Source organism: Streptomyces sp. Root431 (assembly GCF_001426585.1).
GTDB classification, from domain to species: domain Bacteria; phylum Actinomycetota; class Actinomycetes; order Streptomycetales; family Streptomycetaceae; genus Streptomyces; species Streptomyces stackebrandtii.
Genome location: NZ_LMEI01000009.1, coordinates 382,765 through 404,359, shown reverse-complemented (window position 1 = coordinate 404,359; position 21,595 = coordinate 382,765). Strand labels below are relative to the sequence as shown.

At 73.3% G+C, this 21,595-nt stretch carries 21 protein-coding genes; 13 read left to right on the top strand and 8 right to left on the bottom strand.

What is annotated here, in order from left to right:
• Positions 1–59 precede the first annotated feature (59 nt).
• Positions 60–1,031 carry a fibronectin type III domain-containing protein gene (locus ASC82_RS15365; protein WP_056647483.1) on the top strand — a complete coding sequence of 324 codons (972 nt, stop codon included), beginning with the start codon at positions 60–62 and terminating at the stop codon, positions 1,029–1,031.
• Positions 1,032–1,111: 80 nt separating this feature from the next.
• Positions 1,112–2,920: a hypothetical protein gene (locus tag ASC82_RS31385; RefSeq protein ID WP_056647479.1), complete on the top strand. Its 1,809-nt coding sequence runs from the start codon at positions 1,112–1,114 to the stop codon at positions 2,918–2,920.
• Positions 2,921–2,929: 9 nt separating this feature from the next.
• On the opposite strand, the gene ASC82_RS15355 is transcribed toward ASC82_RS31385, so the two are convergent.
• From ASC82_RS15355 to ASC82_RS15345, 3 genes are all read right to left on the bottom strand, one after another.
• Positions 2,930–4,075, bottom strand: coding sequence for a GDSL-type esterase/lipase family protein (locus tag ASC82_RS15355; protein WP_056647476.1), 1,146 nt, complete (start codon positions 4,073–4,075; stop codon positions 2,930–2,932).
• Positions 4,076–4,399: 324 nt separating this feature from the next.
• Positions 4,400–6,022: a malate synthase A gene (gene aceB / locus ASC82_RS15350; protein ID WP_056647473.1), complete on the bottom strand. Its 1,623-nt coding sequence runs from the start codon at positions 6,020–6,022 to the stop codon at positions 4,400–4,402.
• Between the two features lie 265 nt (positions 6,023–6,287).
• Positions 6,288–6,902 carry a nucleotidyltransferase family protein gene (locus ASC82_RS15345; RefSeq protein ID WP_056647471.1) on the bottom strand — a complete coding sequence of 205 codons (615 nt, stop codon included), beginning with the start codon at positions 6,900–6,902 and terminating at the stop codon, positions 6,288–6,290.
• A gap of 226 nt (positions 6,903–7,128) precedes the next feature.
• Here ASC82_RS15345 and ASC82_RS15340 point away from each other — a divergent pair, with 226 nt between their 5' ends.
• Positions 7,129–7,461 carry a DUF5955 family protein gene (locus ASC82_RS15340; protein WP_079039280.1) on the top strand — a complete coding sequence of 111 codons (333 nt, stop codon included), beginning with the start codon at positions 7,129–7,131 and terminating at the stop codon, positions 7,459–7,461.
• A 33-nt stretch (positions 7,462–7,494) separates the two neighbouring features.
• Here ASC82_RS15340 and ASC82_RS15335 read toward each other — a convergent pair whose 3' ends face one another.
• Positions 7,495–8,124: a response regulator transcription factor gene (locus ASC82_RS15335; RefSeq protein ID WP_056647466.1), complete on the bottom strand. Its 630-nt coding sequence runs from the start codon at positions 8,122–8,124 to the stop codon at positions 7,495–7,497.
• Positions 8,121–9,308, bottom strand: a complete 1,188-nt coding sequence (locus ASC82_RS15330) for a sensor histidine kinase (RefSeq protein WP_056647461.1) — start codon at positions 9,306–9,308, stop codon at positions 8,121–8,123. Before ASC82_RS15330 ends, ASC82_RS15335 begins: the two co-directional genes overlap by 4 nt.
• Positions 9,309–9,420: 112 nt before the next feature.
• Between ASC82_RS15330 and ASC82_RS15325 the strand changes: the two genes are divergently transcribed.
• The gene (locus ASC82_RS15325) at positions 9,421–10,512 is read left to right on the top strand and encodes an ABC transporter permease (protein ID WP_056647458.1); all 1,092 of its coding nucleotides are present in this window, start codon (positions 9,421–9,423) and stop codon (positions 10,510–10,512) included.
• The gene (locus tag ASC82_RS15320) at positions 10,509–11,189 is read left to right on the top strand and encodes an ABC transporter ATP-binding protein (protein ID WP_056647455.1); all 681 of its coding nucleotides are present in this window, start codon (positions 10,509–10,511) and stop codon (positions 11,187–11,189) included. Before ASC82_RS15325 ends, ASC82_RS15320 begins: the two co-directional genes overlap by 4 nt.
• A 69-nt stretch (positions 11,190–11,258) precedes the next feature.
• Here the strand turns inward: ASC82_RS15320 and ASC82_RS15315 are convergent, their stop codons facing one another.
• Complete coding sequence (locus ASC82_RS15315; RefSeq protein WP_024758417.1) at positions 11,259–12,068, bottom strand: IclR family transcriptional regulator; 810 nt, start codon at positions 12,066–12,068, stop codon at positions 11,259–11,261.
• Between the two features lie 334 nt (positions 12,069–12,402).
• Between ASC82_RS15315 and allB the strand changes: the two genes are divergently transcribed.
• Both allB and alc read left to right on the top strand, forming a co-directional pair.
• Entirely contained in the window at positions 12,403–13,737 is a 1,335-nt protein-coding gene (allB, locus tag ASC82_RS15310) for an allantoinase AllB (protein WP_056647452.1), read from the top strand.
• Position 13,738: 1 nt separating this feature from the next.
• Positions 13,739–14,854, top strand: coding sequence for an allantoicase (gene alc / locus ASC82_RS15305; protein ID WP_056647449.1), 1,116 nt, complete (start codon positions 13,739–13,741; stop codon positions 14,852–14,854).
• 185 nt (positions 14,855–15,039) lie between these two features.
• On the opposite strand, the gene ASC82_RS15300 is transcribed toward alc, so the two are convergent.
• Positions 15,040–15,780, bottom strand: coding sequence for an SDR family oxidoreductase (locus ASC82_RS15300; protein ID WP_056647446.1), 741 nt, complete (start codon positions 15,778–15,780; stop codon positions 15,040–15,042).
• Between the two features lie 168 nt (positions 15,781–15,948).
• On the opposite strand from ASC82_RS15300, the gene ASC82_RS15295 reads away from it, so the two are divergent.
• The 3 genes from ASC82_RS15295 (at position 15,949) to ASC82_RS15285 (ending at position 18,054) form a co-directional block, all read left to right on the top strand.
• Entirely contained in the window at positions 15,949–16,557 is a 609-nt protein-coding gene (locus ASC82_RS15295) for a dihydrofolate reductase family protein (RefSeq protein ID WP_056647442.1), read from the top strand.
• A 28-nt stretch (positions 16,558–16,585) separates the two neighbouring features.
• Complete coding sequence (locus ASC82_RS15290; protein WP_056647438.1) at positions 16,586–16,978, top strand: hypothetical protein; 393 nt, start codon at positions 16,586–16,588, stop codon at positions 16,976–16,978.
• A gap of 149 nt (positions 16,979–17,127) precedes the next feature.
• Positions 17,128–18,054, top strand: a complete 927-nt coding sequence (locus ASC82_RS15285) for a DMT family transporter (RefSeq protein ID WP_056647435.1) — start codon at positions 17,128–17,130, stop codon at positions 18,052–18,054.
• A 69-nt stretch (positions 18,055–18,123) separates the two neighbouring features.
• On the opposite strand, the gene ASC82_RS15280 is transcribed toward ASC82_RS15285, so the two are convergent.
• On the bottom strand, positions 18,124–18,345 hold the full coding sequence (locus ASC82_RS15280; RefSeq protein WP_056647430.1) for a hypothetical protein: 222 nt from the start codon (positions 18,343–18,345) through the stop codon (positions 18,124–18,126).
• A 146-nt stretch (positions 18,346–18,491) separates the two neighbouring features.
• Between ASC82_RS15280 and ASC82_RS15275 the strand changes: the two genes are divergently transcribed.
• The 3 genes from ASC82_RS15275 to ASC82_RS15265 are packed head-to-tail and all read left to right on the top strand — an operon-like array spanning position 18,492 to position 21,594.
• Positions 18,492–19,718: a histidine kinase gene (locus ASC82_RS15275; protein WP_056647427.1), complete on the top strand. Its 1,227-nt coding sequence runs from the start codon at positions 18,492–18,494 to the stop codon at positions 19,716–19,718.
• Positions 19,715–20,398: a response regulator transcription factor gene (locus ASC82_RS15270; RefSeq protein ID WP_056648586.1), complete on the top strand. Its 684-nt coding sequence runs from the start codon at positions 19,715–19,717 to the stop codon at positions 20,396–20,398. Before ASC82_RS15275 ends, ASC82_RS15270 begins: the two co-directional genes overlap by 4 nt.
• Before the next feature lie 17 nt (positions 20,399–20,415).
• Positions 20,416–21,594, top strand: a complete 1,179-nt coding sequence (locus tag ASC82_RS15265; RefSeq protein ID WP_056647425.1) for a cytochrome P450 — start codon at positions 20,416–20,418, stop codon at positions 21,592–21,594.
• Position 21,595: the final 1 nt, after the last annotated feature.

Genomic DNA, 21,595 nt, shown 5'->3' with positions numbered 1-21,595 from the left:
GGGGTCGGCCCGACTGTGCGATATAGGTCTGGACCTTTTCGACGGACGGAGGGCTTCCCGTGCAACGCCCGCTCCCCGCACGCCTGTTGACCGCAGCCGCGGCGCTCCTCCTGCTCGTCCTCACCGCCTGCTCGGGCGCCTCCGAACCGCCCCCGAAGGACACCCGCGCCCCGACCGCCCCGACCGGCGTCACCGCCACCGCGGGCAGCGCGACCACCGTCCATGTCATGTGGAGCGCGGCCACCGACGACCGGGCCGTCACCGGCTACGTCGTCTACCGGGAGGGCCGCCAGGTCAGGGAACTCCCCGCCACCACCCTGATGACCGACGTCGTCGGACTCAGGCCCGCCACCCGGCACGCCTTCACCGTCCGCGCCCGCGATGCCGCCGGCAACGCCTCGCCCCCGAGCGCCACCGTCGCCGCGACCACCCTCCCCGCGAACGCCGAGGACCGCACACCCCCCACCGCCCCGCGGACCCTGCGCGCCACCGCCGACGGCAGCCGCGCCGCCACCCTCGAATGGACCCCGTCCCGCGACGACACCCGCGTCACCGCGTACGACGTCTACCAGGCCGACACGCGCGTCCACACCGCCGCCGGCACCGCCACCACCGCCCGCGTCACCGGCCTGCGCCCCGGCACCGCCTACGCGTTCACGGTCCGCGCCCGCGACGCCGCCGAGAACTCCTCCCCGGACAGCCCCCGCGTGGAACTCACCACCGCCTCCGCCCCCGGAGCGCCCCCGAACACCGCACCCGAGAACCTCACCGCCACGGCCACCAAGGGCGAGATCACCCTCACCTGGACCCCGCCGGACACCGGAGGCCCCGTCACCCACCATGAACTCCACCTCAACGGCCGCTTCACCACCACCATCGTCTGGGGCACCACCCCACCCCCCGGCCGCGCCACCTACACCTTCCCGGTCCAGGACCCCCCGGGCACCCGCTACACCCTCACCCTCCGCGCCCGCCTCCCCGACGGCACCTGGGGCGACTTCTCGGCACCCCGCGTGGTGGTGGTCCGCTGATCCGGACGCGCCGAGTCGAGTACCTCGGGTGGAATGTCTCGGATGCCCGGAATCCCCTCCCCGGAATTACCCTGGGAAGCGTGGCCGAGACCGTTCTCACCAACACCGGGCTCGACAGCTTCCTCGACGGAACGCCCGAGCGCCGCGACCCCGTCTTCACGCGTGCCGCCGAAGCGGTACTGGGACTGCTCGCGCTGCGGGGGGCGGACCGGGGGAGTGGGCTGCCCGAGCCGACGCCCGGGCTCGTGCGGCACCTTCTCGTGGAGGACCTGCCGACGTTCGTGTACGCGGCGCCAGGGGAGCTCGGCGCCTATCCCGCCGTGCTCGGGGCGCTCGCAGCGCGGTTCGACGGAGGGCGGGGCGAGCGGGTCGTCGCCGTCGTCGCGGAGGCCGCGCCCGACTTCGAGCGGGCCATGAAGGACCCCGGCAACCTCACCTGGCACCGCTGGTACGCCTCCCTCCTGCGAGCCTGCGGCACCGATCTCGACGACCCCGAGGACGTACGCCGCCGGCTCGCCGCCCTCGACGGCGCGCCGCTCCCCGACGGGGTGCGCCGGGCCGACCTCATGGGCCGTACGGCCCTCGCCGACGTCCTGCTCTCCGAGGCGCTCACCCGGGCGTACGTACGGGACGCCGAGACCGCCCCGGCCGCCGGACCGCTGCTCACGGACCACGCCGTCGCCACCGGCATCGGGCAGGTGGCCGCCGCGCTCCTCGACCGGTGGACCGCCGCCGGGCTGGCCGAACAGCTCGCCGGTCCGTACGCCCGGTTCGCCCCCGGCCCCGACTCCTTCCCCCACCTCGTCCTCGCCGACGCCCTCCTCGGCGAGCACCTCGACTACTACGGCGACGCCGCCGCCCCCGTGCCCCCGCCGACCGCCGCCGAGACACCGTCCGGGCCCGGGGTCGTCGAGGCCGCCGCCGACGCGCTCGCCGCCGCCGTCGAGAGCCTCGCGGAAGGAGAGGACGGGGAGTTCGGCCCGTACGGAGGCGAGGCGGCGCACCTGCTGTACGTCGTCTACCAGCGCGGCTGCTCCGCCGAGTCCGTCGCCCGCAAGGCCGCCGAGTACGAGGACTGGAACGTCGATCCGGCCGTGGAGGACCTGCCCGTACCCGTCCCGGCCGACGCCCCGGAGGCGTACACGACACCGCCCCTGGAGGAGTTCGTACGGCTCCTCGGGGCGCCGGAGCTGACCGAGGCGGACCGGGAGCGGCTCACCGGGCCCGCCCGCGACCTCGCCGCGGTCGTCGACCGGCTCGCCGCCACCGGCCTCCTCTTCCGCACCGGCGACGCCTTCGGACTGACCCCGCGCGGCGCCGGCGTCCTGCGCTATCTGCTCCGCGTGCGCGGCATCGCCGCGCCCGACGCGGCCGAGACAGCCGACTGGGGCGCGCCGGCCCTGGTCGGCGCCGCCACCGGCTGGTCCGCGTCCTCCGCCGCCCGCGTGCTCGGCGACTGGCTCCACGCGCGCGTGGACACCGCCGAGGCCTGGTCCCAGCTGCTCGCCGCCCTCGGCACCGCCCACGCGGGCACCGCCGACGCGGCGGACGCCCGGGGCCTCCTCGCCCTCCTCGACACGGGCGCCGCGCCGGCCGAGGCCCTCCGCGGCGCCCTGCGCGACCCCGTGATCGGCGAGTACGCCCACGAGGTCCTGCGCGCCAGGGGCGAGCGGGTCGACCACCTCCAGGTCCCCACCTCGGCCCGGGCGCTGTACGTCCTCGACGGACTGCCCGGCAAGAAGGGGCCCCTGGAGTCCCGCCGCGCCGCCTTCGACGCGGCGGCGGCCGCCTGGCCCGGCGGTTCCGCCGCCCTGGTCCGGGCGATGGCCGAGGGGGACCGGCACGAGACCGCCCGGGTCCTCGGCCCCCTGGGAATCACCCTGCCGTGAAGCGGGCCCTCACCCCGCCGCCAGGTACATCCCCGACGCCCCCGCACCCGCCGTGTTCTTGCAGCTGTGGTTCCCCGTCGGCTGGGCGTGGACGAGGGCCAGGCACCGGCCCAAGGCCTGCTGGCCGTACGCGTTCGGGTGCATCGACTCCTGCACCAGGCCCTGCGTGCTCTGGCTGTCGATCCAGCGCGCCCACTCGCTCGTCGTCGCCGACGCCGGCACGGTCGACGTGACCTGCTTGCTCGTCTTCGCACAGACCTCGCGCCCCTGGAGGGCGTCCCGCAGGTCCATGAACTGCACGCCCTTGGCCGCCGCGACCCCCTTCAGCCGGTTCGCGAGCTGCGGGACCAGGGAGTCCCGCGCCCAGGTGGAGTCGGCGTTCCAGAAGGGGCAGCCGCCGGTGTTGGTGCGGGTCCAGCCGCTCTCCGCGTACCGGTTCTCGGCGGCGCGCGGGATGGGGGAGGGGTACGACTGGAGCACGATCCGGTAGTCCGAGGGCGCGTAACCCGCAGCCGTCATGACGGCCCGGATCTCGTCCACCGACCGGCCGACGTCCGTCATCACGCCGTCGATCCGCGCGTCGACCTCGGCCTGCTGGTCGTCGTGGCAGTACGAGTACCAGACGATGTAGTCCTTCGCGCAGGTGGCGATGATGTCGGCGAAGCCGAGGTCGTTGCCGCCGATGGAGAGCGCGATCAGCTCCACGTCGTGCGAGGCGGCCACGGCCGCCAGCTGGTCGGCCTGCGGGGCCTCGCCCTTGTAGGCCTGGCCGCCCTGGGAGGCCCGAATGACGTTCTCCGTGGTCGCCCCGGAGCAGGCGAGGTTGATCAGGGAGGAGGCGATCGCTCCCGCGCTCTTCACCTCGGCGGTGTCCGAGCGGTGGCAGCCGCCGGCGGTGGCGCCGTACACCCGGGACGGGTCGTAGGCACTGCCCGTCCAGGCCCGGTCGGTGCCGTTGCGGCTGCCGGAGTTGGTCAGGCTGTTGCCCAGCCAGCGTCCGGCCTCGCCGGAGATGTAGCTGTCGCCCATGGTGACGACGGCGGTGGGGCCGGTGCCGGGGGCGGCGTGGGCGGTCGGAGCGGCGACGGAGGCGAGCCCGGCGGCGGTACACAGAGCCAGGAATCCGCGCAGCGCGCGGTGGGGGGTGGAAGGCATGGCTGTGCTCCTGCGGTATGCGGTGCGCAGTGACGTGGGGGACAGCCGCCGGCCGGTGGCAGGCGGAATCTCGCACGGCGTGGCTTGTTACCGCTAGGTAGCTGCATATCTCGGTTCCGTCACGTCACCTGTGAGGAGCCAGGGAAGGGGCCGGGGAGGCGGCTGGGGAAGGGGTGGGGAGGCGGCCAGGGAAGGAGCCGGGGAGGGTGCCAGGGAAGGAGCCGGGAACGGCAGCAGGGCTCTGCCCCCGGTGCCTGTGCGGACACCGGGGGCAGAGCCCTGAGCTGTGAGCGTTCTTCCGAGCGCTGTTCGGCCGCTGTGCGGTCAGCCGACCAGCTGTTCGTAGGCGGGGAGCGTGAGGAAGTCCGCGTAGTCCGCGTCGAGGGAGACGTGCAGGAGCAGGTCGTGCGCCTGCTGCCACTTGCCGGCCGCGAAGGCCTCCTCGCCGATCTCCGCGCGGATCGCGGCGAGCTCCTCGGCGGCGACCTTGCGGGCCAGCTCCGGGGTGGCGGTCTCGCCGTTCTCGAAGACGACGCCCGCGTTGATCCACTGCCAGATCTGCGAGCGCGAGATCTCGGCGGTGGCCGCGTCCTCCATCAGGTTGAAGATGGCGACGGCGCCGAGGCCGCGCAGCCACGCCTCGATGTAGCGGACGCCGACCTGGACGGCGCTGACCAGGCCGTCGTAGGTGGGCTTCGCGTCGAGCGAGTCGATCGCGATCAGGTCGCCGGGCGCCACGGAGACGTCCTCGCGGAGGCGGTCCTTCTGGTTCGGCTTGTCGCCGAGGACGGCGTCGAAGGAGGCCATCGCGATCGGGACGAGGTCCGGGTGCGCGACCCAGGAGCCGTCGAAGCCGTCGCCGGCCTCGCGGTCCTTGTCGGCCTTGACCTTCTCGAAGGCGACCTTGTTGACCTCGGCGTCCTTGCGGGACGGGATGAAGGCCGCCATGCCGCCGATCGCGTGCGCGCCGCGCTTGTGGCAGGTGCGGACGAGGAGTTCGGTGTACGCGCGCATGAAGGGGGCCGTCATCGTGACCGCGTTGCGGTCCGGGAGGACGAACTTGGCGCCGCCGTCACGGAAGTTCTTGACGATGGAGAAGAGGTAGTCCCAGCGGCCCGCGTTCAGGCCGGCGGCGTGGTCGCGGAGCTCGTAGAGGATCTCCTCCATCTCGTACGCGGCCGTGATGGTCTCGATGAGGACCGTGGCGCGGACGGTGCCCTGCGGGATGCCGACGTAGTCCTGGGCGAAGACGAAGATGTCGTTCCAGAGGCGGGCCTCCAGGTGCGACTCCGTCTTCGGGAGGTAGAAGTACGGGCCCTTGCCGAGGTCGATCAGCCGCTGGGCGTTGTGGAAGAAGTACAGGCCGAAGTCGACGAGCGCGCCGGGGACCGGGCGGCCGTCGAACGTCAGGTGACGCTCCTCCAGGTGCCAGCCGCGGGGGCGCATGACGACCGTGGCGAGCTCGCCGGCGGGCTTGAGGGCGTACGACTTGCCGGAACGGGGGTCCGTGAAGTCGATGTTCCGCTGGTACGCGTCGATCAGGTTGACCTGGCCCAGGATCACGTTCTCCCAGGTCGGGGCCGAGGCGTCCTCGAAGTCGGCGAGCCACACGCGGGCGCCGGAGTTGAGCGCGTTGATCGTCATCTTGCGGTCGGTCGGACCGGTGATCTCGACGCGGCGGTCGTTCAGGGCCGCCGGGGCCGGCGCGACCCTCCAGGAGTCGTCGGCGCGGATCGCGGCGGTCTCCGGGAGGAAGTCCAGGGTGGACGTGCGGGCGATCTCGGCGCGACGCTCCGCCCGGCGGGCGAGGAGCTCGTCCCGGCGCGGAGTGAACCGCCGGTGCAGTTCGGCGACGAAGGCCAGGGCGGCCTCGGTGAGCACTTCCTCCTGACGCGGCAGGGGCTCGGCATCGACGACGGCCAGGGGGGACGGCGCTGGTGCGGACATGAACTGTCACTTCCTTCAGCGAACTTCACGGGCGGTGCCAGGCGGCCGCCGGGCGTCGCGGGACGGCACGGAGTGCCGCAGGCGCCGAGATACGACCGCAAGCGCCTTCTGATCTGGCAGGCGCTTCTGAACAGTGGATACTAGTTTCCTCATGGTGGAAGTTCAATGGTTTGTTGATGTCGAGATTCTCCGGATCGACACAACATGGCGCGGGGTGCCACACCCGGTGCCGTGCCGCTCACTCCCGGTCGCTCCCTCCCGCCGCTCACTCCAGGTGGGCCAGATCCGCCTCCGTGTCGATGTCGTAGGGCTCGGCCACATCCGAACAGTCCACGGGCGTGATCGCATCCCGGTGCGCCGCCAGATAGTCGCGGGCCCCCCGGTCGCCGACCGCGCCCTCGGTGATCCCCGCCCAGTGCCCGGCGCCGAACAGCACCGGATGGCCCCGCTCCCCGCCGTACGAGGCCGCCGCCAGCGAATCCCGCGAGCGGTACGCCGCACGGACCCGGGCCACCGCCGCGGCCCCGATCCCCGGCTGGTCCACGAGGAACACCAGAGCCGCGTCCACCCCGCGCGGATCCGCGGCGAGCGAGGCGAGCCCGGCGCGCAGCGAGGAACCCATGCCCTCGGCCCACTCCGGGTTCTCCACCAGCACGCACCCGGGCAGCTCGGCCCGCTCCCGTACGGTCCCGGCCGCCGCGCCGAGCACGACGTGCACCACCTCGCAGCCGCCCTCGCGCAGCACGCGCACCGCGTTCTCGACGAGGGGGCGTCCCCGGTGGGGAAGGAGGGCCTTGGGGCGCCCCCCGAGCCGCCGCCCGCCTCCCGCGGCGAGCAGCAGTCCGGCGACGAGCGGGGTTCGATCTTCCGTGGCAGTCATAGGGACTGCATACCTCATGACGCGGAATCACACGCTCGCCTGAATTCCGGCCGTGCAGGGTGGCGCGCCGGGGTGGCGAAGGAGTTAACTGGCCGCGGCTCCCGGCGCCCGACCGCCGCCCGGCGGGTCTGCGAGGCATGTGGCGTGTCCCGTGTGGCGTGCCCGGTGTGGCGTGTTCCGTGTGGTCGGAGTGTTCTGCGCACAGTGTCGTGCGAGGGGGAGAACCATGTTGCGAAGCGTGGGGCAGAGGCGAGTGACCGGCGAGGGTGTGGACCCCAGGGTGGCCGAACTGCGGGCCGCGGTGTCCCGGCTCCGGCGTGAACTGGCCGGTCATCGCGTGGAGTTCGCCGATCGCGGCATCGCCGAGGGCGAGCTCGCCGCCCTCGACGCCATGGCGCTGAGCGGCATGCCCGAGGTACGGCGGCTGCGCCGCTCCCTGCTGATCGTCGCGGGCTCGCTCGGCTCCGTGAGCGCGCTCGCCGAGGGCCTCGCCGAGGTCCGCCGCGCCGTCGAGCTCTTCGGGGCGCCGCCCACGACGGGACCTGGCCCTACCGCCTGATCAGCCGCCCGCCGCCCACCACGGGACCCGGCCCTACCGCCTGATCAGCCGGCGGGCCGTCGCCGCCGCCACCGCGGCCGTACGCGAGTCCACGCCGAGCTTCGCGAAGATGTGCACGAGGTGCGACTTCACCGTCGCCTGGCTCAGGAACAGCGCCTTGCTGATCTGCTGGTTCGACAGGCCCTCGCCCACCAGCTGGAGCACCTCCAGCTCCCGCTTCGTCAGCGCCTCCGCCGGTGTCCGCATCCGGTCCATCAGCCGGTGGGCCACCGCCGGGGCGAGCGCCGACTGCCCGGCCGCCGCCGTCCGTACGGCCGCCGCCAGCTCCTCCGGCGGTGCGTCCTTCAGGAGGTAGCCGGAGGCGCCCGCCTCCACCGCCGCCAGGATGTCCGCGTCCGTGTCGTACGTCGTCAGGACCAGCACCTTCGGCCCGCCGGGCGCCGCCGTGATCGCCGCCGTCGCCTCCGAACCGTGCATCCCGGAGCCGAACTGCAGGTCCATCAGGACCACGTCCACGCCCCCGGCGGCGGCCAGCTCCACGGCCCGCTCGGCCGTCGCGGCCTCGCCGACCACGGTGAAGTCCGGCTCCGTGTCCAGGACCGCGCGCAGGCCGGCCCGTACCACCGGATGGTCGTCGGCGAGGAGAAGTCTGATGGTCGTCATGCGGAGACTCCAGCGGGGAGGGGGAGGGACACGGCCACCGCCGTGCCCTGGCCGGGGGCCGATTCGACGGTGAACGTGCCGCCCAGCGACTCGGCCCGCGAGCGCATCGCCGGAAGCCCGAAGCCGCCTTCCCGGGACTGCCGTACCGAGCCCGGTTCAAAGCCCTTGCCGTCGTCGACCACGTCCAGGGTCACCGAGGCGTCCATGAACGACAGCGTGATCTCGGCCCGTGAGGCCGAGGCGTGCCGCACGGTGTTCGCGAGCGCGGACTGCGCGATCCGCAGCAGCGCCACCTCGTACGGGGTGGGCAGCTCGGCCGGCGTCCCGCTCACCGAGAAGCGGACCCGCGGCCCGCCGGCCCCCGGCTCGCACAGCCGCTCCAGGGCCGCCGCGAGCGAGCCGTGCTCCAGGTCCGGCGGCGACAGCGCGCGGACGAAGCGCCGCGCCTCCGCCAGGTTGTCCTGCGCCGCCTGCCGCGCCCGGTCGATGTGACCGGCGGCCGGCGAGCCCGGCGGCAGCGCCCGCTCGGCGGCGCGCAGCAGGAGCTGGATCGACGACAGGCCCTGCGCGAGGGTGTCGTGGATCTCCCGCGCGAGCCGCTCGCGCTCCGCGAGCGTTCCCGCGTGCCGCTCCGCCGCCGCCAGCTCCGCCCGGGTCTCGATCAGCTCCTCGATGAGCCGGCGCCGCCGCTCGCTCTCCCGGTACAGGGCCTGGTAGCCGAGGACCGTCGCCACCGCGACCGCCCCGCCGAGCAGCGGCCCGATGAAGACGCCCGGGTTGAGCGCGGCGCCGTGTCCCACGTACGAGAGGATCGCCGCGCCCGCCGTCAGGGCGACGGCCGGCAGCGACCAGCGCGCGGGCAGCAGGTGCAGCTGGAGGAAGTAGAGCGGGAAGGCCACCCACAGCGCGTCCGGGGTCAGCCAGAGCAGCGCCAGCCAGGACGCGCCCAGGACGCCCAGCCAGAGGGCGGAGGCGCGCTGCGAGCGCCCCACGGACGGCAGGAACGATCCGGCCGCGTAGACCGCGCCCACGACCGCCGCCATCACCGTCCCGGCGGCCGAGTCGGCCCGTACCGCCGCGAGGACGAGCAGGCCCGCCATGAGGAGATGCAGGCAGAGGCGCAGGGCGCGGAGGGCGGGGGTGAGGGGAAGCCGGGTGGGGTGGAGGGAAGGGAGGGGATCCATGTCCCCTCCACAGTAGACAGCGGGAGACAATCCGGACTCAACCGAAAGTTTGATTGCGGAGCCATCCGTGGCGCGATGCCCCGACGGGCCCCCTCGGACCACTCTGGTCAGCATGTTCGTGGCATGGAGAGACCTGAGATTCGCCAAGGGGCGATTCACCCTCATGGGCACCGTGATCGTGCTGATCACCCTGCTCGTGGGGTTGCTGTCCGGGCTGACCGCCGGGCTCGCGCGAGAGAACGTCTCCGCGATCACCGGCCTGCCCGCCGACCGGCTGGCCTTCGCGGCGCCGCCGTCCGGGCAGTCGGTCTCCTTCACCAACTCGACGGTGACGGAGGACGAGTGGAAGCGGTGGGCGGAGCGGCCAGGGGTGACGGAGGCCGAGCCGCTCGGCATCCGTACGCTCAACGCCGCCGCCGGTGACCGCACCGCCGCCGTCTCCGCCTTCGGTACGGAGCCGGGGACGGGTCTCGCGCCGGAGAGCGGCCGGCTCGGCGCAGGCAAGGCCGTCCTCTCCGAGTCGGCGGCGGAGGAACTGGGCGTGGGCGTCGGCGACGCGCTGCGCCTCGGCCCCCTGGAGGCCACCGTCGCGGCCGTCTCCGGTGACGCCTCGTACAGCCACACCCCGGTGGTGTGGACCTCCCTCGACGACTGGCAGAAGCTCGGCCACAGCGGCACCACCCCGCAGGAGCAGGCCACCGTCATCGCGCTCACAGGGAGCGACGGCGGCGGCGTCGACTGGGCGGCCGGCGACGAGGCGGCCGGGACCGAGGCCCGGACCATCGACGACGCGCTCACCGCCATAGGGTCCTACCAGGCCGAGAACGGCTCGCTCCAGCTCATGCGCGGCTTCCTCTTCGCGATCTCCGCGCTCGTCATAGGAGCGTTCTTCACCGTCTGGACGATCCAGCGCAGCGGCGACGTCGCCGTCCTCAAGGCGCTCGGCGCCTCCACGCCGTACCTCCTCAAGGACGCCCTCGGGCAGGCCGTCCTCATGCTCACCGCAGGCACCCTGCTCGGCACGGCCCTCGCGGTCGGCATCGGTGCCCTGGTCAGCGGTGGGAACGTGCCCTTCGTCCTGGAGCCGCTCACCGTCCTCGGGCCCGCCGCCGTGATCATCGTGCTCGGGGTGCTCGGCGCCGCCCTGTCCATCCGGCGGATCACCGCCGTCGACCCCCTCACCGCCCTCGGGAGCGCCCGATGAGCCTCGTCCTCGACGCCGTCACCCTGACCTATCCCGACGGAGACGGCCGGCTCACCGCCCTCGACTCCGTCTCCCTGACCGTCCCCGCGGGCACGCTCACGGCGGTGGTCGGCCCGTCCGGCTCCGGCAAGTCGAGTCTGCTCGCCGTGGCCGCGACGCTGGTCACCCCGGACCGCGGGCAGGTCGTCGTCGCCGGTACGGACACGGGGCCGCTCACCCCGGCCGCCCGCGCCGAGCTGCGGCGCGAGCACATCGGGATCGTCTTCCAGCAGCCCAACCTGCTGCCCTCGCTGAGCGCGGCGGAACAGCTCCAGGTGATGGCTCACCTGTCGGGGCGCGCGCCGAAGTCGGTACGGGGCCGGGCGATGGACCTGCTCGACGCGGTGGGCCTCGCGGACCAGGCGCACCGCCGGCCGCACCAGCTGTCGGGCGGTCAGCGGCAGCGGGTGAACATCGCGCGGGCCCTGATGAACGAGCCGTCCGTGCTCCTGGTCGACGAGCCGACGAGCGCCCTGGACCACGAGCGGGGCGCGGCGGTCATGGACCTGCTCGCCGGCCTGACGGCGGAGCGGGGCACGGCGACGGTGCTCGTGACCCACGACATGACCCACCTGGCGCGCACGGACCGCACGGTGACGGTCCAGGACGGCCGGGTGACGGAGGCCGTCGGGGCGTGAGAGGCACGGAAGGGCGCCCGGAACCTCGATGGTTCCGGGCGCCCTTCCGTGCGCGTCACGGCTCCGGGCTCAGCCCTGGCCGTTGCCCGTCGTGTTGGCGAGGGCCGCCGAGAGCTCGCGGGCGACCTGCTGGAGGATCGGGACGATCTTCTCCGTGGCCGCCTCGGTGACCCGGCCGGCCGGGCCCGAGATCGAGATCGCCGCGGCGGTGGGGGAGTCGGGGACCGGCACCGCGAGGCAGCGGACTCCTATCTCCTGCTCGTTGTCGTCGACCGCGTACCCCGTCGCACGGACCGCTTCGAGGGCGTCGAGGAAACCGTCGGGCGTGGTGATCGTCTTCTCGGTGGCGGCCGGCATGCCCGTACGGGCGAGCAGCGCGCGCACCTCCTCCGCCGGGGTGTGCGCGAGGAGCGCCTTGCCGACTCCGGTCGAGTGCGGCAGGACCCGCCGGCCGACCTCGGTGAACATGCGCATCGAGTGCTTGGACGGCACCTGGGCGACGTACACGATCTCGTCCCCGTCGAGCAGCGCCATGTTGGCGGTCTCGCCGGTCTCCTCGACGAGCCGCGCCAGGAAGGGGCGGGCCCAGGTGCCGAGGAGGCGGGAGGAGGACTCGCCGAGCCGGATGAGGCGGGGGCCGAGCGCGTACCGCCGGTTGGGCTGCTGGCGCACGTAGCCGCAGGCGACGAGGGTGCGCATCAGCCGGTGGATGGTGGGGAGCGGCAGTCCGCTGCTGGCGGAGAGCTCGCTCAGCCCGACCTCGCCCCCGGCGTCGGCCATCCGCTCCAGGAGGTCGAAGGCACGCTCAAGGGACTGGACGCCACCGCTCGCGGCGGCGGGCTTGGCGGCGTCGGTGGTGCTGGCGCTGGACGTCGGCACGTCAACGGTCCTTTCGAGGCAGGCGGGCAAGTCAGCAGCCTACCGGGCCACCGGCCGGGCCACCTGGTCCCGGTTCCGGCGTACGGGCCGGTCAGGGGGTGTTTGTCCGGTGTCGGGGAGGGCTCGGCGGGATCCGGCTCCGCCCCACATGTGTGGAGCTACGTTCTACTGTACGGAATTCTCATTCCACTTTGTGGAAACCTCTAAGTCGGGTTCGCCGACGCCCAATGCTGGAAGTGTGCCCTTGACGACATGTCGTCCGGAAGTGAAGACTCCTTCAACAGTTCGTTGAATTTGCCGGTTCCTCAGTGAATCGCTCGAAGAAGGGGTACGGGTGGACGTCAACCTGGTCCTGCGCTCGACTCGCGTCATCACCCCCGAGGGGACGCGCCCGGCGTCGATCGCCGTCTCCGGAGGGACGATCGCGGCCGTGCTGTCGTACGACGCCGAGGTCCCGGCCGGTGCCCGACTGGAGGACGTCGGCGACGACGTCGTCCTGCCCGGCCTGGTCGACACCCACGTGCACGTGAACGACCCCGGCCGCACCGAGTGGGAAGGCTTCTGGACCGCCACCCGCGCGGCCGCCGCCGGCGGCATCACGACCCTGCTCGACATGCCGCTCAACTCCCTCCCGCCGACGACCACCGTCGAACACCTCCGGATCAAGCAGGAGGTCGCCCGCACGAAGGCGCACATCGACGTCGGCTTCTGGGGCGGCGCGCTGCCCGACAACGTCAAGGACCTTCGCCCCCTCCACGACGCAGGCGTCTACGGCTTCAAGTGCTTCCTGTCGCCGTCCGGCGTGGACGAGTTCCCCTCCCTCGACCAGGAGCAACTGGCGAACTCGCTCGCCGAGATCTCCGGCTTCGACGGCCTGATGATCGTGCACGCCGAGGACCCGCACCACCTCGCGGCCGCGCCGCAGAAGTCCTCCGCCGAATACGTCGACTTCCTCGCCTCCCGGCCCCGCGACGCCGAGAACACGGCGATCGAGAACCTCATCAACCAGGCCCGCCGGCTCAACGCCCGCGTCCACGTCCTGCACCTGTCCTCCTCCGACGCGCTGCCGCTGATCGCCGCCGCCAAGGCGGAAGGCGTGAAGATCACGGTCGAGTCCTGTCCGCACTTCCTCACCCTCACCGCCGAGGAGATCCCCGACGGGGCGACCGAGTTCAAGTGCTGCCCGCCGATCCGCGAGGCGCCCAACCAGGACGCGCTGTGGCAGGGACTCGCCGACGGCACGATCGACTGCATCGTCTCCGACCACTCCCCGTCGACCGCCGACCTGAAGACCCCCGACTTCGCCTCCGCCTGGGGCGGCATCTCCTCCCTCCAGCTCGGCCTGCCCGCGATCTGGACCGAGGCCCGGCGCCGCGGCCACTCGCTGGAGGACGTCGTCCGCTGGATGTCCGAGGGACCGGCCCGCCTCGCGGGCCTCTCCCGCAAGGGCGCCATCGAGGCCGGCCGCGACGCCGACTTCGCCGTGATCGACCCCGACGCGACCTTCACCGTCGACCCGGCCGAGCTCCAGCACCGCAACCGCATCACCGCCTACGCGGGCAAGACCCTCCATGGCGTCGTCGCCTCCACCTGGCTGCGCGGAGAGCGGATCGCCGACCACGGCACCCTCGCCGACCCCTCCGGCCGCCTCCTCGAAAGGAACAACTGACGTGTCCGCCATACCTGGTTTCACCGGTGACGCCAGCCCCTACGGCGGCGGCGACCCGTACGCCGACTACCGCACCGCCGACTTCCCCTTCACCCAGTACGCGGACCTCGCCGACCGGCGGCTCGGCGCGGGCGTGATCGCCGCCAACGACGAGTTCTTCGCCGAGCGCGAGAACCTCCTCAAGCCCGAGGCCGCCGAATTCGACCCCGAGCACTTCGGCCACAAGGGCAAGATCATGGACGGCTGGGAGACCCGCCGCCGCCGCGGCGTCTCCGCCCAGCAGCCCCACCCCACCGAAGACGACCACGACTGGGCGCTCGTACGCCTCGGCGCCCCCGGCGTCGTCCGCGGCATCGTCATCGACACCGCCCACTTCCGAGGCAACTACCCGCAGGCCGTCTCCGTCGAGGCCGCCTCCGTCGCCGGCTCGCCCTCGCCCGAGGAGCTCCTCGCCGACGACGTCAAGTGGACGACGCTCGTCCCGCGCACCGCCGTCGGCGGCCACGCCGCGAACGGCTTCGCCGTCGACGTCGAGCAGCGCTTCACGCACCTGCGCGTCAACCAGCACCCCGACGGCGGCATCGCCCGCCTCCGCGTATACGGAGAAGTCGCCCCCGACCCGCGCTGGCTCGCCGTCCTCGGCACCTTCGACCTCGCGGCCCTCGAGAACGGCGGCCAGGTCGAGGACGCCTCCGACCGCTTCTACTCCCCGGCCACCAACACCATCCAGCCCGGCCGCTCCCGCAAGATGGACGACGGCTGGGAGACCCGCCGCCGCCGCGACAAGGGCAACGACTGGATCCGCTACCAGCTCGTCGCCGAGTCCGAGATCCGCGCCGTCGAGATCGACACCGCCTACCTCAAGGGCAACAGCGCCGGCTGGGCCGCGCTCTCGGTCGCGGCCGAAGGCTCCGAGGACTGGGCCGAGATCCTGCCCCGGACCCGCCTCCAGCCCGACACCAACCACCGGTTCGTCCTCGACACCCCGGCGGTCGGCTCCCGGATCCGGATCGACATCTACCCGGACGGCGGCATCTCCCGCCTCCGCCTCTTCGGCTCCCTCACCGAGGCGGGCGCGGCACGCCTGACGGCACGGCACCAGGAACTGGGCGGCTGACCCCGGACCCGAACGAACAGGCGGGCCGGGGTACGCCCCGGCCCGCCCCACGAACTGGGCGGGTACGACACCCCGCCCGGCCCGCGAGGGCGCACCGGCACGACAGCACCGATGCGCCCTCGCGAAACTCCCCGTCTTCGACTCGGTTCGCCTCCGGGCGCCCGGTCCACGGGAAGGTCGGCTCGTCACGCCGCGTGTCCGCCGTCCACCGCGAACTCCGCGCCCGTCACGTACCGCCCCTCCGGGCCCGCGAGGAAGGCGACCATCGACGCGACCTCGTCCGGGGTGCCGAAGCGGCCCAGGGCCGTCATGGTCGCCTGGCCCTCCGCGTACGGGCCGTTCGCCGGGTTCATGTCCGTGTCGATCGGGCCCGGGTGGACGATGTTGGCCGTGATGCCGCGCCCGCCCAGCTCCCGCGCGAGCGCCTTCGTCAGGCCGATCAGCGCCGCCTTGCTCGTCGCGTACAGCGTGCCGCCGGGGCCGGGGACCCGCTGCGTCATGCAGGTGCCGATCGTGACGATCCGCCCGCCCTCCGGCAGTCGCCCGGCCGCCGCCTGCGAGGCGAGGAAGGCCGCGCGGACGTTCACCGCGAGGACCCGGTCCACGTCCGCCAGGGTCAGCGACTCCAGCGGGCCGAGGACCCCCGCGCCCACGCTGTTCACGAGGACGTCGAGCCGGCCCAGGGCGTCCGCCGCCCACTCCACCGCCCCCGCCGCGTCCCCCGCGTCGGCCGCGTCGGCGCGCAGGGGGAACGCCCTGCGTCCGGTCGCCTCGATCCGCGCGGCGACCTCCTTTGCCGCCGCCTCGTCCCGTACGTAGGTGAAGGCCACGTCGGCGCCCTCCCGGGCCAGGCGGACGGCCGTCGCCGCGCCGATCCCGCGGCTGCCGCCCGTCACCAGAGCCGCCGTGCTGTTCATCGTGGACATCCCGAAACCTCCGTGAGAAGCACTCAGTTGTTGCGGGTTCAATGAAAGTCGGCGGGGCGGCAGGAGGCCGGCAGGAATCGGACGCCCACCCGGACGCCGATGAGTTCCTTCGAGCGGTGGAGTCGAAAGAGGTGAGACACGATGGACAGGACACGAAAGGCGCCCGCCATGGCCACGCTCAGCCTCACCCAGTTCCTCACCCTCGACGGCGTCCACCAGGCGCCCGGCGGCCCCCAGGAGGACCCCAGCGGCGGTTTCGAGCACGGAGGCTGGTCCGTGCCGTTCGGCGACGAGGACTTCGGGCAGTTCATGAACGAGGTCTTCACCCGGCCCGCCGCCTTCCTCCTCGGCCGCCGCACGTACGACATCTTCTCGGGCTACTGGCCGAAGCAGACCGACCCCGACGACCCGATCGCCTCCAAGCTCAACGCCCTCCCCAAGTACGTCGCCACCACCACCCTCGAATCCGCCGACTGGGCCGGGACGACCCTGCTCCGCGGTGACGTGGTCAAGGAGGTCGCCGACCTCAAGGAGAGCCTCGACGGCGAGATCCAGATGCACGGCAGCGGCGGCCTCGCCAGGACCCTGCTCGACCACGACCTGATCGACACCCTCCGCCTGCTCGTCTTCCCCGTGATCCTCGGCTCCGGCCGCCGCCTCTTCTCCGACGGGGTGCGCCCCACCGCCTTCCAGCAGACCGACGCGCGCACCACCGGCTCGGGCATCGCCCTCCTCACGTACGAGCTCAAGGGCCGCCCGGAGTACGGAAGCTACTGAGGCACCGCCCGCCTGCTTGAATACGAGCGTGATCGAACTAGCGTTTCTCGCCGCTCTCGCGGCCCTCGTCGGGTGGCTGGTGAACCGGAAGCGTCAGCAGAGGTCGACCGCGATCGCCGCCGGAGAGGTGGCCGGGGTGCCCTGCATGCTCAAGTGGGCGGCCCAGGGCTCTCGCTGGAGGGCCGGTCGCCTGCTCATCGGCGCGGGCCCCCCGGCCTGGAAGCCCTCCCGGGGCAAGCAGGAGGTCGCTCTGCCGGCCGATCTGCGTCGGACGGGGACGCGCTCGCCCTCCGTGCGGGAAGGGATGTCCATCAATCCGGGATCCCGGATCGTGGAATGCGTGTCGTCCGGCGAAGCGGTCCTGATCGCGGTCATGCCGGAGGACCTGGACCATGTGATCAAGGCCCTGGAGAGCGCGTAGCCGTGGATCCCCGTCCACCGGGGCGGGGTCCCGATCGGCCCGGCCGCGGAAAGGTGTAGCCACCACAGGCCTCTCCCGGTACCGTGAGCGCTCCGTGTGCGAGCCGTCGAAGTCTCCACCTCATCCCGAGACTTGGAGAAACGGCCGCAATGTCCTCTCTCGCCGCCCCCGTGGCCCTCGGCGCCCCGCGCCGGGCCTGGCTCACCGACCTGCCCGTCCTGCTCGTCGCCGTCGTCTGGGGCGCCAGCTATCTCGCGGCCAAGGGCATCACCACCACCCACACCGTCATCGCGGTCCTCGTGCTGCGGTTCGCGGTGGTGCTCCCCGTCCTCGTCGTCGCCGGGTGGCGCAAGCTGCGCGCGCTCACCGCGCCCCAGTGGCGCGGCGCCGCCACCCTCGGGCTGATCCTCAGCGGCATCTTCCTCCTGGAGACCTACGGCGTCGTCCACACCTCCGCCACCAACGCGGGCCTGATCATCAGCCTCACCATGATCTTCACCCCGCTCGCAGAGGCCGCCGTCACCCGCGTCCGACCGCCCAGGGCCTTCCTCGCCGCCGCCGCGCTCTCCGTGGCCGGCGTCGTCCTGCTCACCCAGGGCGGCGGCTTCACCGCACCCTCCCTCGGCGACCTCCTCATGCTGCTCGCCGCCCTCGCCCGTACCGTCCACGTCCTGGCCATGTCCCGGATCAAGGCGGTGCGCGACGCCGACTCGCTCTCCCTCACCACCGTCCAGCTCGGCTCCGCCGTCGCCGTCTTCGCCGTCATCGCGGCCTTCCCCGGCACGGGCGCCTCGCCCTGGGCCACGGCCCTCGACTTCGGCCCCCGCGAGTGGGCCGGGCTGCTCTTCCTCTCCGTCTTCTGCACGCTCTTCGCCTTCTTCGTGCAGATGTGGGCGGTCCGCCGCAGCTCCCCGTCCCGGGTCAGCCTCCTCCTCGGTACCGAGCCGCTCTGGGCCGCCGCCGCGGGCATCGCCCTCGCCGGTGACCGCCCCGGGGTCCTCGGCCTCGCGGGAGCCGTCCTCGTGCTCGCGGGCACCGGCTGGGGCCGCCGCGCCGCGGGCGAGGACGCCCGTTAGCGTTACGGAGTGAGCGATGCCGCCCGCTAGCGTTGCGGAGTGAGCGATGCCGCCGTGGCGGGCCGCTCCTCAGGACTTCCGCACCCGGTCCGACACGATCATCAGGACCAGGCCGAGAGCCGCGATCACGATGTTCACGAACACCTCCCGGCCCTCCATGAACCACACGTTCTCGGTCAGGAACCGGGTCAGGCCCATGAGCTTGAACCAGCCGTCGGTCAGCTCGCGGATCACCCCGCAGACACCGAACACGACGAGCAGGAAACCGGCGACCTCAAGGAATCTCTTCATGAATCGATCATGGGCGGGAGGCCGCTCCGGTCGCGTCCGCCTCCGGTCCACGGCCACCGCGACCGAAGTATCGACCCGTGCGACTTAGGTAGCGTCCCGGCCCGACCCTCACCCGCTCGGGGCCCCCGGCTGCGTACATTGCCGGTATGACCCGCACGGACCGGCAGCGCTGGCTGCTCCCCTCCCACCTGGTCGAACCGGGCGAGAGCGGCGCGGCCAGGCCCCGCCGTACCGTCCGCGACTGGATCGTCGACACCTCGCTCTTCCTCCTCGCGGCCCTCGTCGGCCTCGTCGCCGCCGACGCCGCCGCGGAGTACAGCAGCGAGCCCGTCGTCCTCTTCGACCAGCTCGCCGGCGCCGCCGCCTGCTGTGCGCTCTGGCTGCGCCGCCGGTGGCCCGTCGGGCTCGCCGTCGCCCTCGCCCTGGTCAGCATCGTCGCCCCGGTCGCCGGCGGCGCCGTCCTCGTGAGCCTGTTCAGCGTCGCCGTGCGCCGGCCCTTCCGCGAGGTCGCCTGGATCGGGGCGCTCGCCGTCGCCGCCTCCACCGTGCAGGTCTTCGTCCGCCCCGACCCCACCCTCAACGCCGGGATCGCGATCGTCCTCGGCTTCGTCCTCATCCTCCTCGTCACCGCCTGGGGCATGCTCGTCCGCTCCCGGCGCCAGCTCGTCGAGGCCCTCCGCGAGCGGGCCCGCCGCGCCGAGGCCGAGGCCGAACTGCGCGCCGCCCAGGCCCAGCGGCTCGCCCGCGAGGCCATCGCCCGCGAGATGCACGACGTCCTCGCCCACCGGCTGACCCTGCTCAGCGTGCACGCGGGAGCCCTGGAGTTCCGCCCCGACGCCCCGCCCGAGCAGGTCGCCCGCGCCGCCGGCGTCATCCGCGACAGCGCCCACGAGGCCCTCCAGGACCTGCGCGAGATCATCGGGGTCCTGCGGGCGCCCGGGGAGAACGGCGACGGCGGCGGCGACCGGCCCCAGCCGACCCTCGCCACCCTCGACGCGCTCGTCGCCGAGTCCCGCGAGGCCGGCGCGGACGTCGTCCTGGAGCTCGACGTCGACACGGCCGAGGGCGCGCCCGCCGTCCCCGCCTCCACCGGCCGCACGGCCTACCGCATCGCCCAGGAGGGCCTGACCAACGCCCGCAAGCACGCCCCCGGCACCAAGGTCACCGTCGCCGTCGACGGTCGCCCCGGCGAGGGCCTCCATGTCACCGTCCACAACCCGGCCCCCGCCGGCCCCGTCCCGCACGTCCCCGGCTCCGGCCAGGGCCTGATCGGGCTCACCGAGCGCGCCGCCCTCGCCGGAGGCCGGCTCGAGCACGGCCGGGACCCCGACGGCGGATTCGCCCTGCACGCCTGGCTACCGTGGCCCGCATGACCATCCGGATGCTGATCATCGACGACGACCCGCTGGTCCGCGCGGGCCTCACCTTCATGCTGGGCGGCGCCGAGGACCTGGAGATCGTCGGCGAGGGCGCCGACGGCCGCGAGGTGCCCGAGCTCGTCGACCGACTCGCCCCCGACGTCGTCCTCATGGACATCCGCATGCCCCACGTCGACGGACTCACCGCCACCGAACGCCTCCGCGCGCTCCCCGGTGCCCCCGAGGTCGTCGTCCTCACCACCTTCCACGCCGACGAGCAGGTGCTGCGCGCCCTGCGGGCGGGCGCCGCCGGCTTCGTTCTCAAGGACACCCCGCCCGCCGAGATCGTCGCCGCCGTCCGCCGGGTCGCGGCCGGTGACCCGGTCCTCTCCCCGGCCGTCACCCGCCAGTTGATGACCCACGTCGCGGGCGAGCAGGACCGGCCGGACCGGCGGGAGGAGTCGCGGCGCGCCGCCGTCGCCGCGCGCCTCGCCGAACTGGCCGTACGGGAAAGGGAAGTGGCCGTCGCCGTCGGCCGGGGCCGCTCCAACGCGGAGATCGCCGCCGAGTTGTACATGAGCGTCCCCACGGTCAAGACCCACGTCTCGCGCGTCCTCGCCAAGCTCGGCCTCAACAACCGTGTCCAGATCGCGCTCCTCGTCCACGACGCGGGCCTCCTGGACGAGGAGAAGTAGTGGGTTAGTCTGCTGAGATGTCCGTCATCGAACTGGGGGAGTACGGCGCGGACTTCACCGCGAACCCGTATCCCTACTACGCCAAGCTCCGCGACTCCGGGCCCGTCCACGAGGTCCGCATGCCCGACGGCTTCCAGTTCTGGCTGGTCGTCGGCCACGAGGAGGGGCGTGCCGCGCTCGCCGACCCGCGCCTCGCCAAGTCGCCGTCCGTCATCGGCGTTCGGCCGCCGGAGGAGGACGTCATCGGCGTCCATCTCCTCGGGGCGGACGCCCCCGACCACACCCGGCTCCGCCGGCTGGTCGCGGGCGTGTTCACCGGCCGCCGCGTCGAGGCCCTGCGCCCCCGCATCGAGCGGCTCACCCAGGACCTCGCCGACGCGATGGAACCGGCCGGCCGCGCCGACCTCGTCGAGTCCTACGCCTTCCCGGTGCCGATCACCGTCATCTGCGAACTCCTCGGGGTCCCCGCGGAGGACCGCGACACCTTCCGCCACTGGTCGAACGAGCTCGTCGCCCCCGGGGACGAGCAGGGCCTCCTCAGTGCCCTGGAAGGCTTCGGCGGCTACCTCGACGCCCTGATCGAGGACAAGCGGGCCGCGGGCCCCGCCGACGACCTGCTCTCCGGTCTCCTCGCCGCCCGCGACGAGGACGGCGACCGGCTCTCCGGTCCCGAGCTCCGCGCCATGGCCTATCTGTTGCTGATCGCCGGCCATGAGACCACCGTCAACCTCATCGCCAACACCGTCCGCAACCTGCTCACCCACCCCGAGCAGCTCGCCGCCCTGCGCGCCGATCCCGGCCTCCTCGACGGGGCGATCGAGGAGTCCCTGCGGTACGACGGGCCCGTCGAGACCAGCACCTTCCGCTTCACCCGGGAGCCCATCACCCTCGGCGGCGCCGAGATCCCGGCGCGCGCGAGCGTCCTCGTGGGGATCGGCGCGCTCGACCGCGACCCGGCCCGCTTCCCCGAGCCCGACCGCTTCGACATCCGCCGCGACACCCGGGGCCACCTCGCCTTCGGCCACGGCCTGCACTACTGCCTGGGCGCCCCGCTCGCCCGCCTGGAGGGCAGGATCGCCCTCCGCACCCTCCTGGACCGCTTCCCCCGGCTCGAACTGGACCCCGACGGCGACCCCTGGGAGTGGGTGCCCGGCCTCCTCATCCGCGGGGTCCGCCACCTCCCGGTCCGGTGGTGAA

Coding starts and splice junctions, on each gene's coding strand:
- ASC82_RS15355 (WP_056647476.1), bottom strand. CDS start 4,075: ATGCCTTCCACCCCCCACCGCGCGCTGCGCGGATTCCTGGCTCTGTGT.
- aceB (WP_056647473.1), bottom strand. CDS start 6,022: ATGTCCGCACCAGCGCCGTCCCCCCTGGCCGTCGTCGATGCCGAGCCC.
- ASC82_RS15345 (WP_056647471.1), bottom strand. CDS start 6,902: ATGACTGCCACGGAAGATCGAACCCCGCTCGTCGCCGGACTGCTGCTC.
- ASC82_RS15340 (WP_079039280.1), top strand. CDS start 7,129: ATGTTGCGAAGCGTGGGGCAGAGGCGAGTGACCGGCGAGGGTGTGGAC.
- ASC82_RS15335 (WP_056647466.1), bottom strand. CDS start 8,124: ATGACGACCATCAGACTTCTCCTCGCCGACGACCATCCGGTGGTACGG.
- ASC82_RS15330 (WP_056647461.1), bottom strand. CDS start 9,308: ATGGATCCCCTCCCTTCCCTCCACCCCACCCGGCTTCCCCTCACCCCC.
- ASC82_RS15325 (WP_056647458.1), top strand. CDS start 9,421: ATGTTCGTGGCATGGAGAGACCTGAGATTCGCCAAGGGGCGATTCACC.
- ASC82_RS15320 (WP_056647455.1), top strand. CDS start 10,509: ATGAGCCTCGTCCTCGACGCCGTCACCCTGACCTATCCCGACGGAGAC.
- ASC82_RS15300 (WP_056647446.1), bottom strand. CDS start 15,780: ATGTCCACGATGAACAGCACGGCGGCTCTGGTGACGGGCGGCAGCCGC.
- ASC82_RS15295 (WP_056647442.1), top strand. CDS start 15,949: ATGGCCACGCTCAGCCTCACCCAGTTCCTCACCCTCGACGGCGTCCAC.
- ASC82_RS15285 (WP_056647435.1), top strand. CDS start 17,128: ATGTCCTCTCTCGCCGCCCCCGTGGCCCTCGGCGCCCCGCGCCGGGCC.
- ASC82_RS15280 (WP_056647430.1), bottom strand. CDS start 18,345: ATGAAGAGATTCCTTGAGGTCGCCGGTTTCCTGCTCGTCGTGTTCGGT.
- ASC82_RS15275 (WP_056647427.1), top strand. CDS start 18,492: ATGACCCGCACGGACCGGCAGCGCTGGCTGCTCCCCTCCCACCTGGTC.
- ASC82_RS15270 (WP_056648586.1), top strand. CDS start 19,715: ATGACCATCCGGATGCTGATCATCGACGACGACCCGCTGGTCCGCGCG.
- ASC82_RS15265 (WP_056647425.1), top strand. CDS start 20,416: ATGTCCGTCATCGAACTGGGGGAGTACGGCGCGGACTTCACCGCGAAC.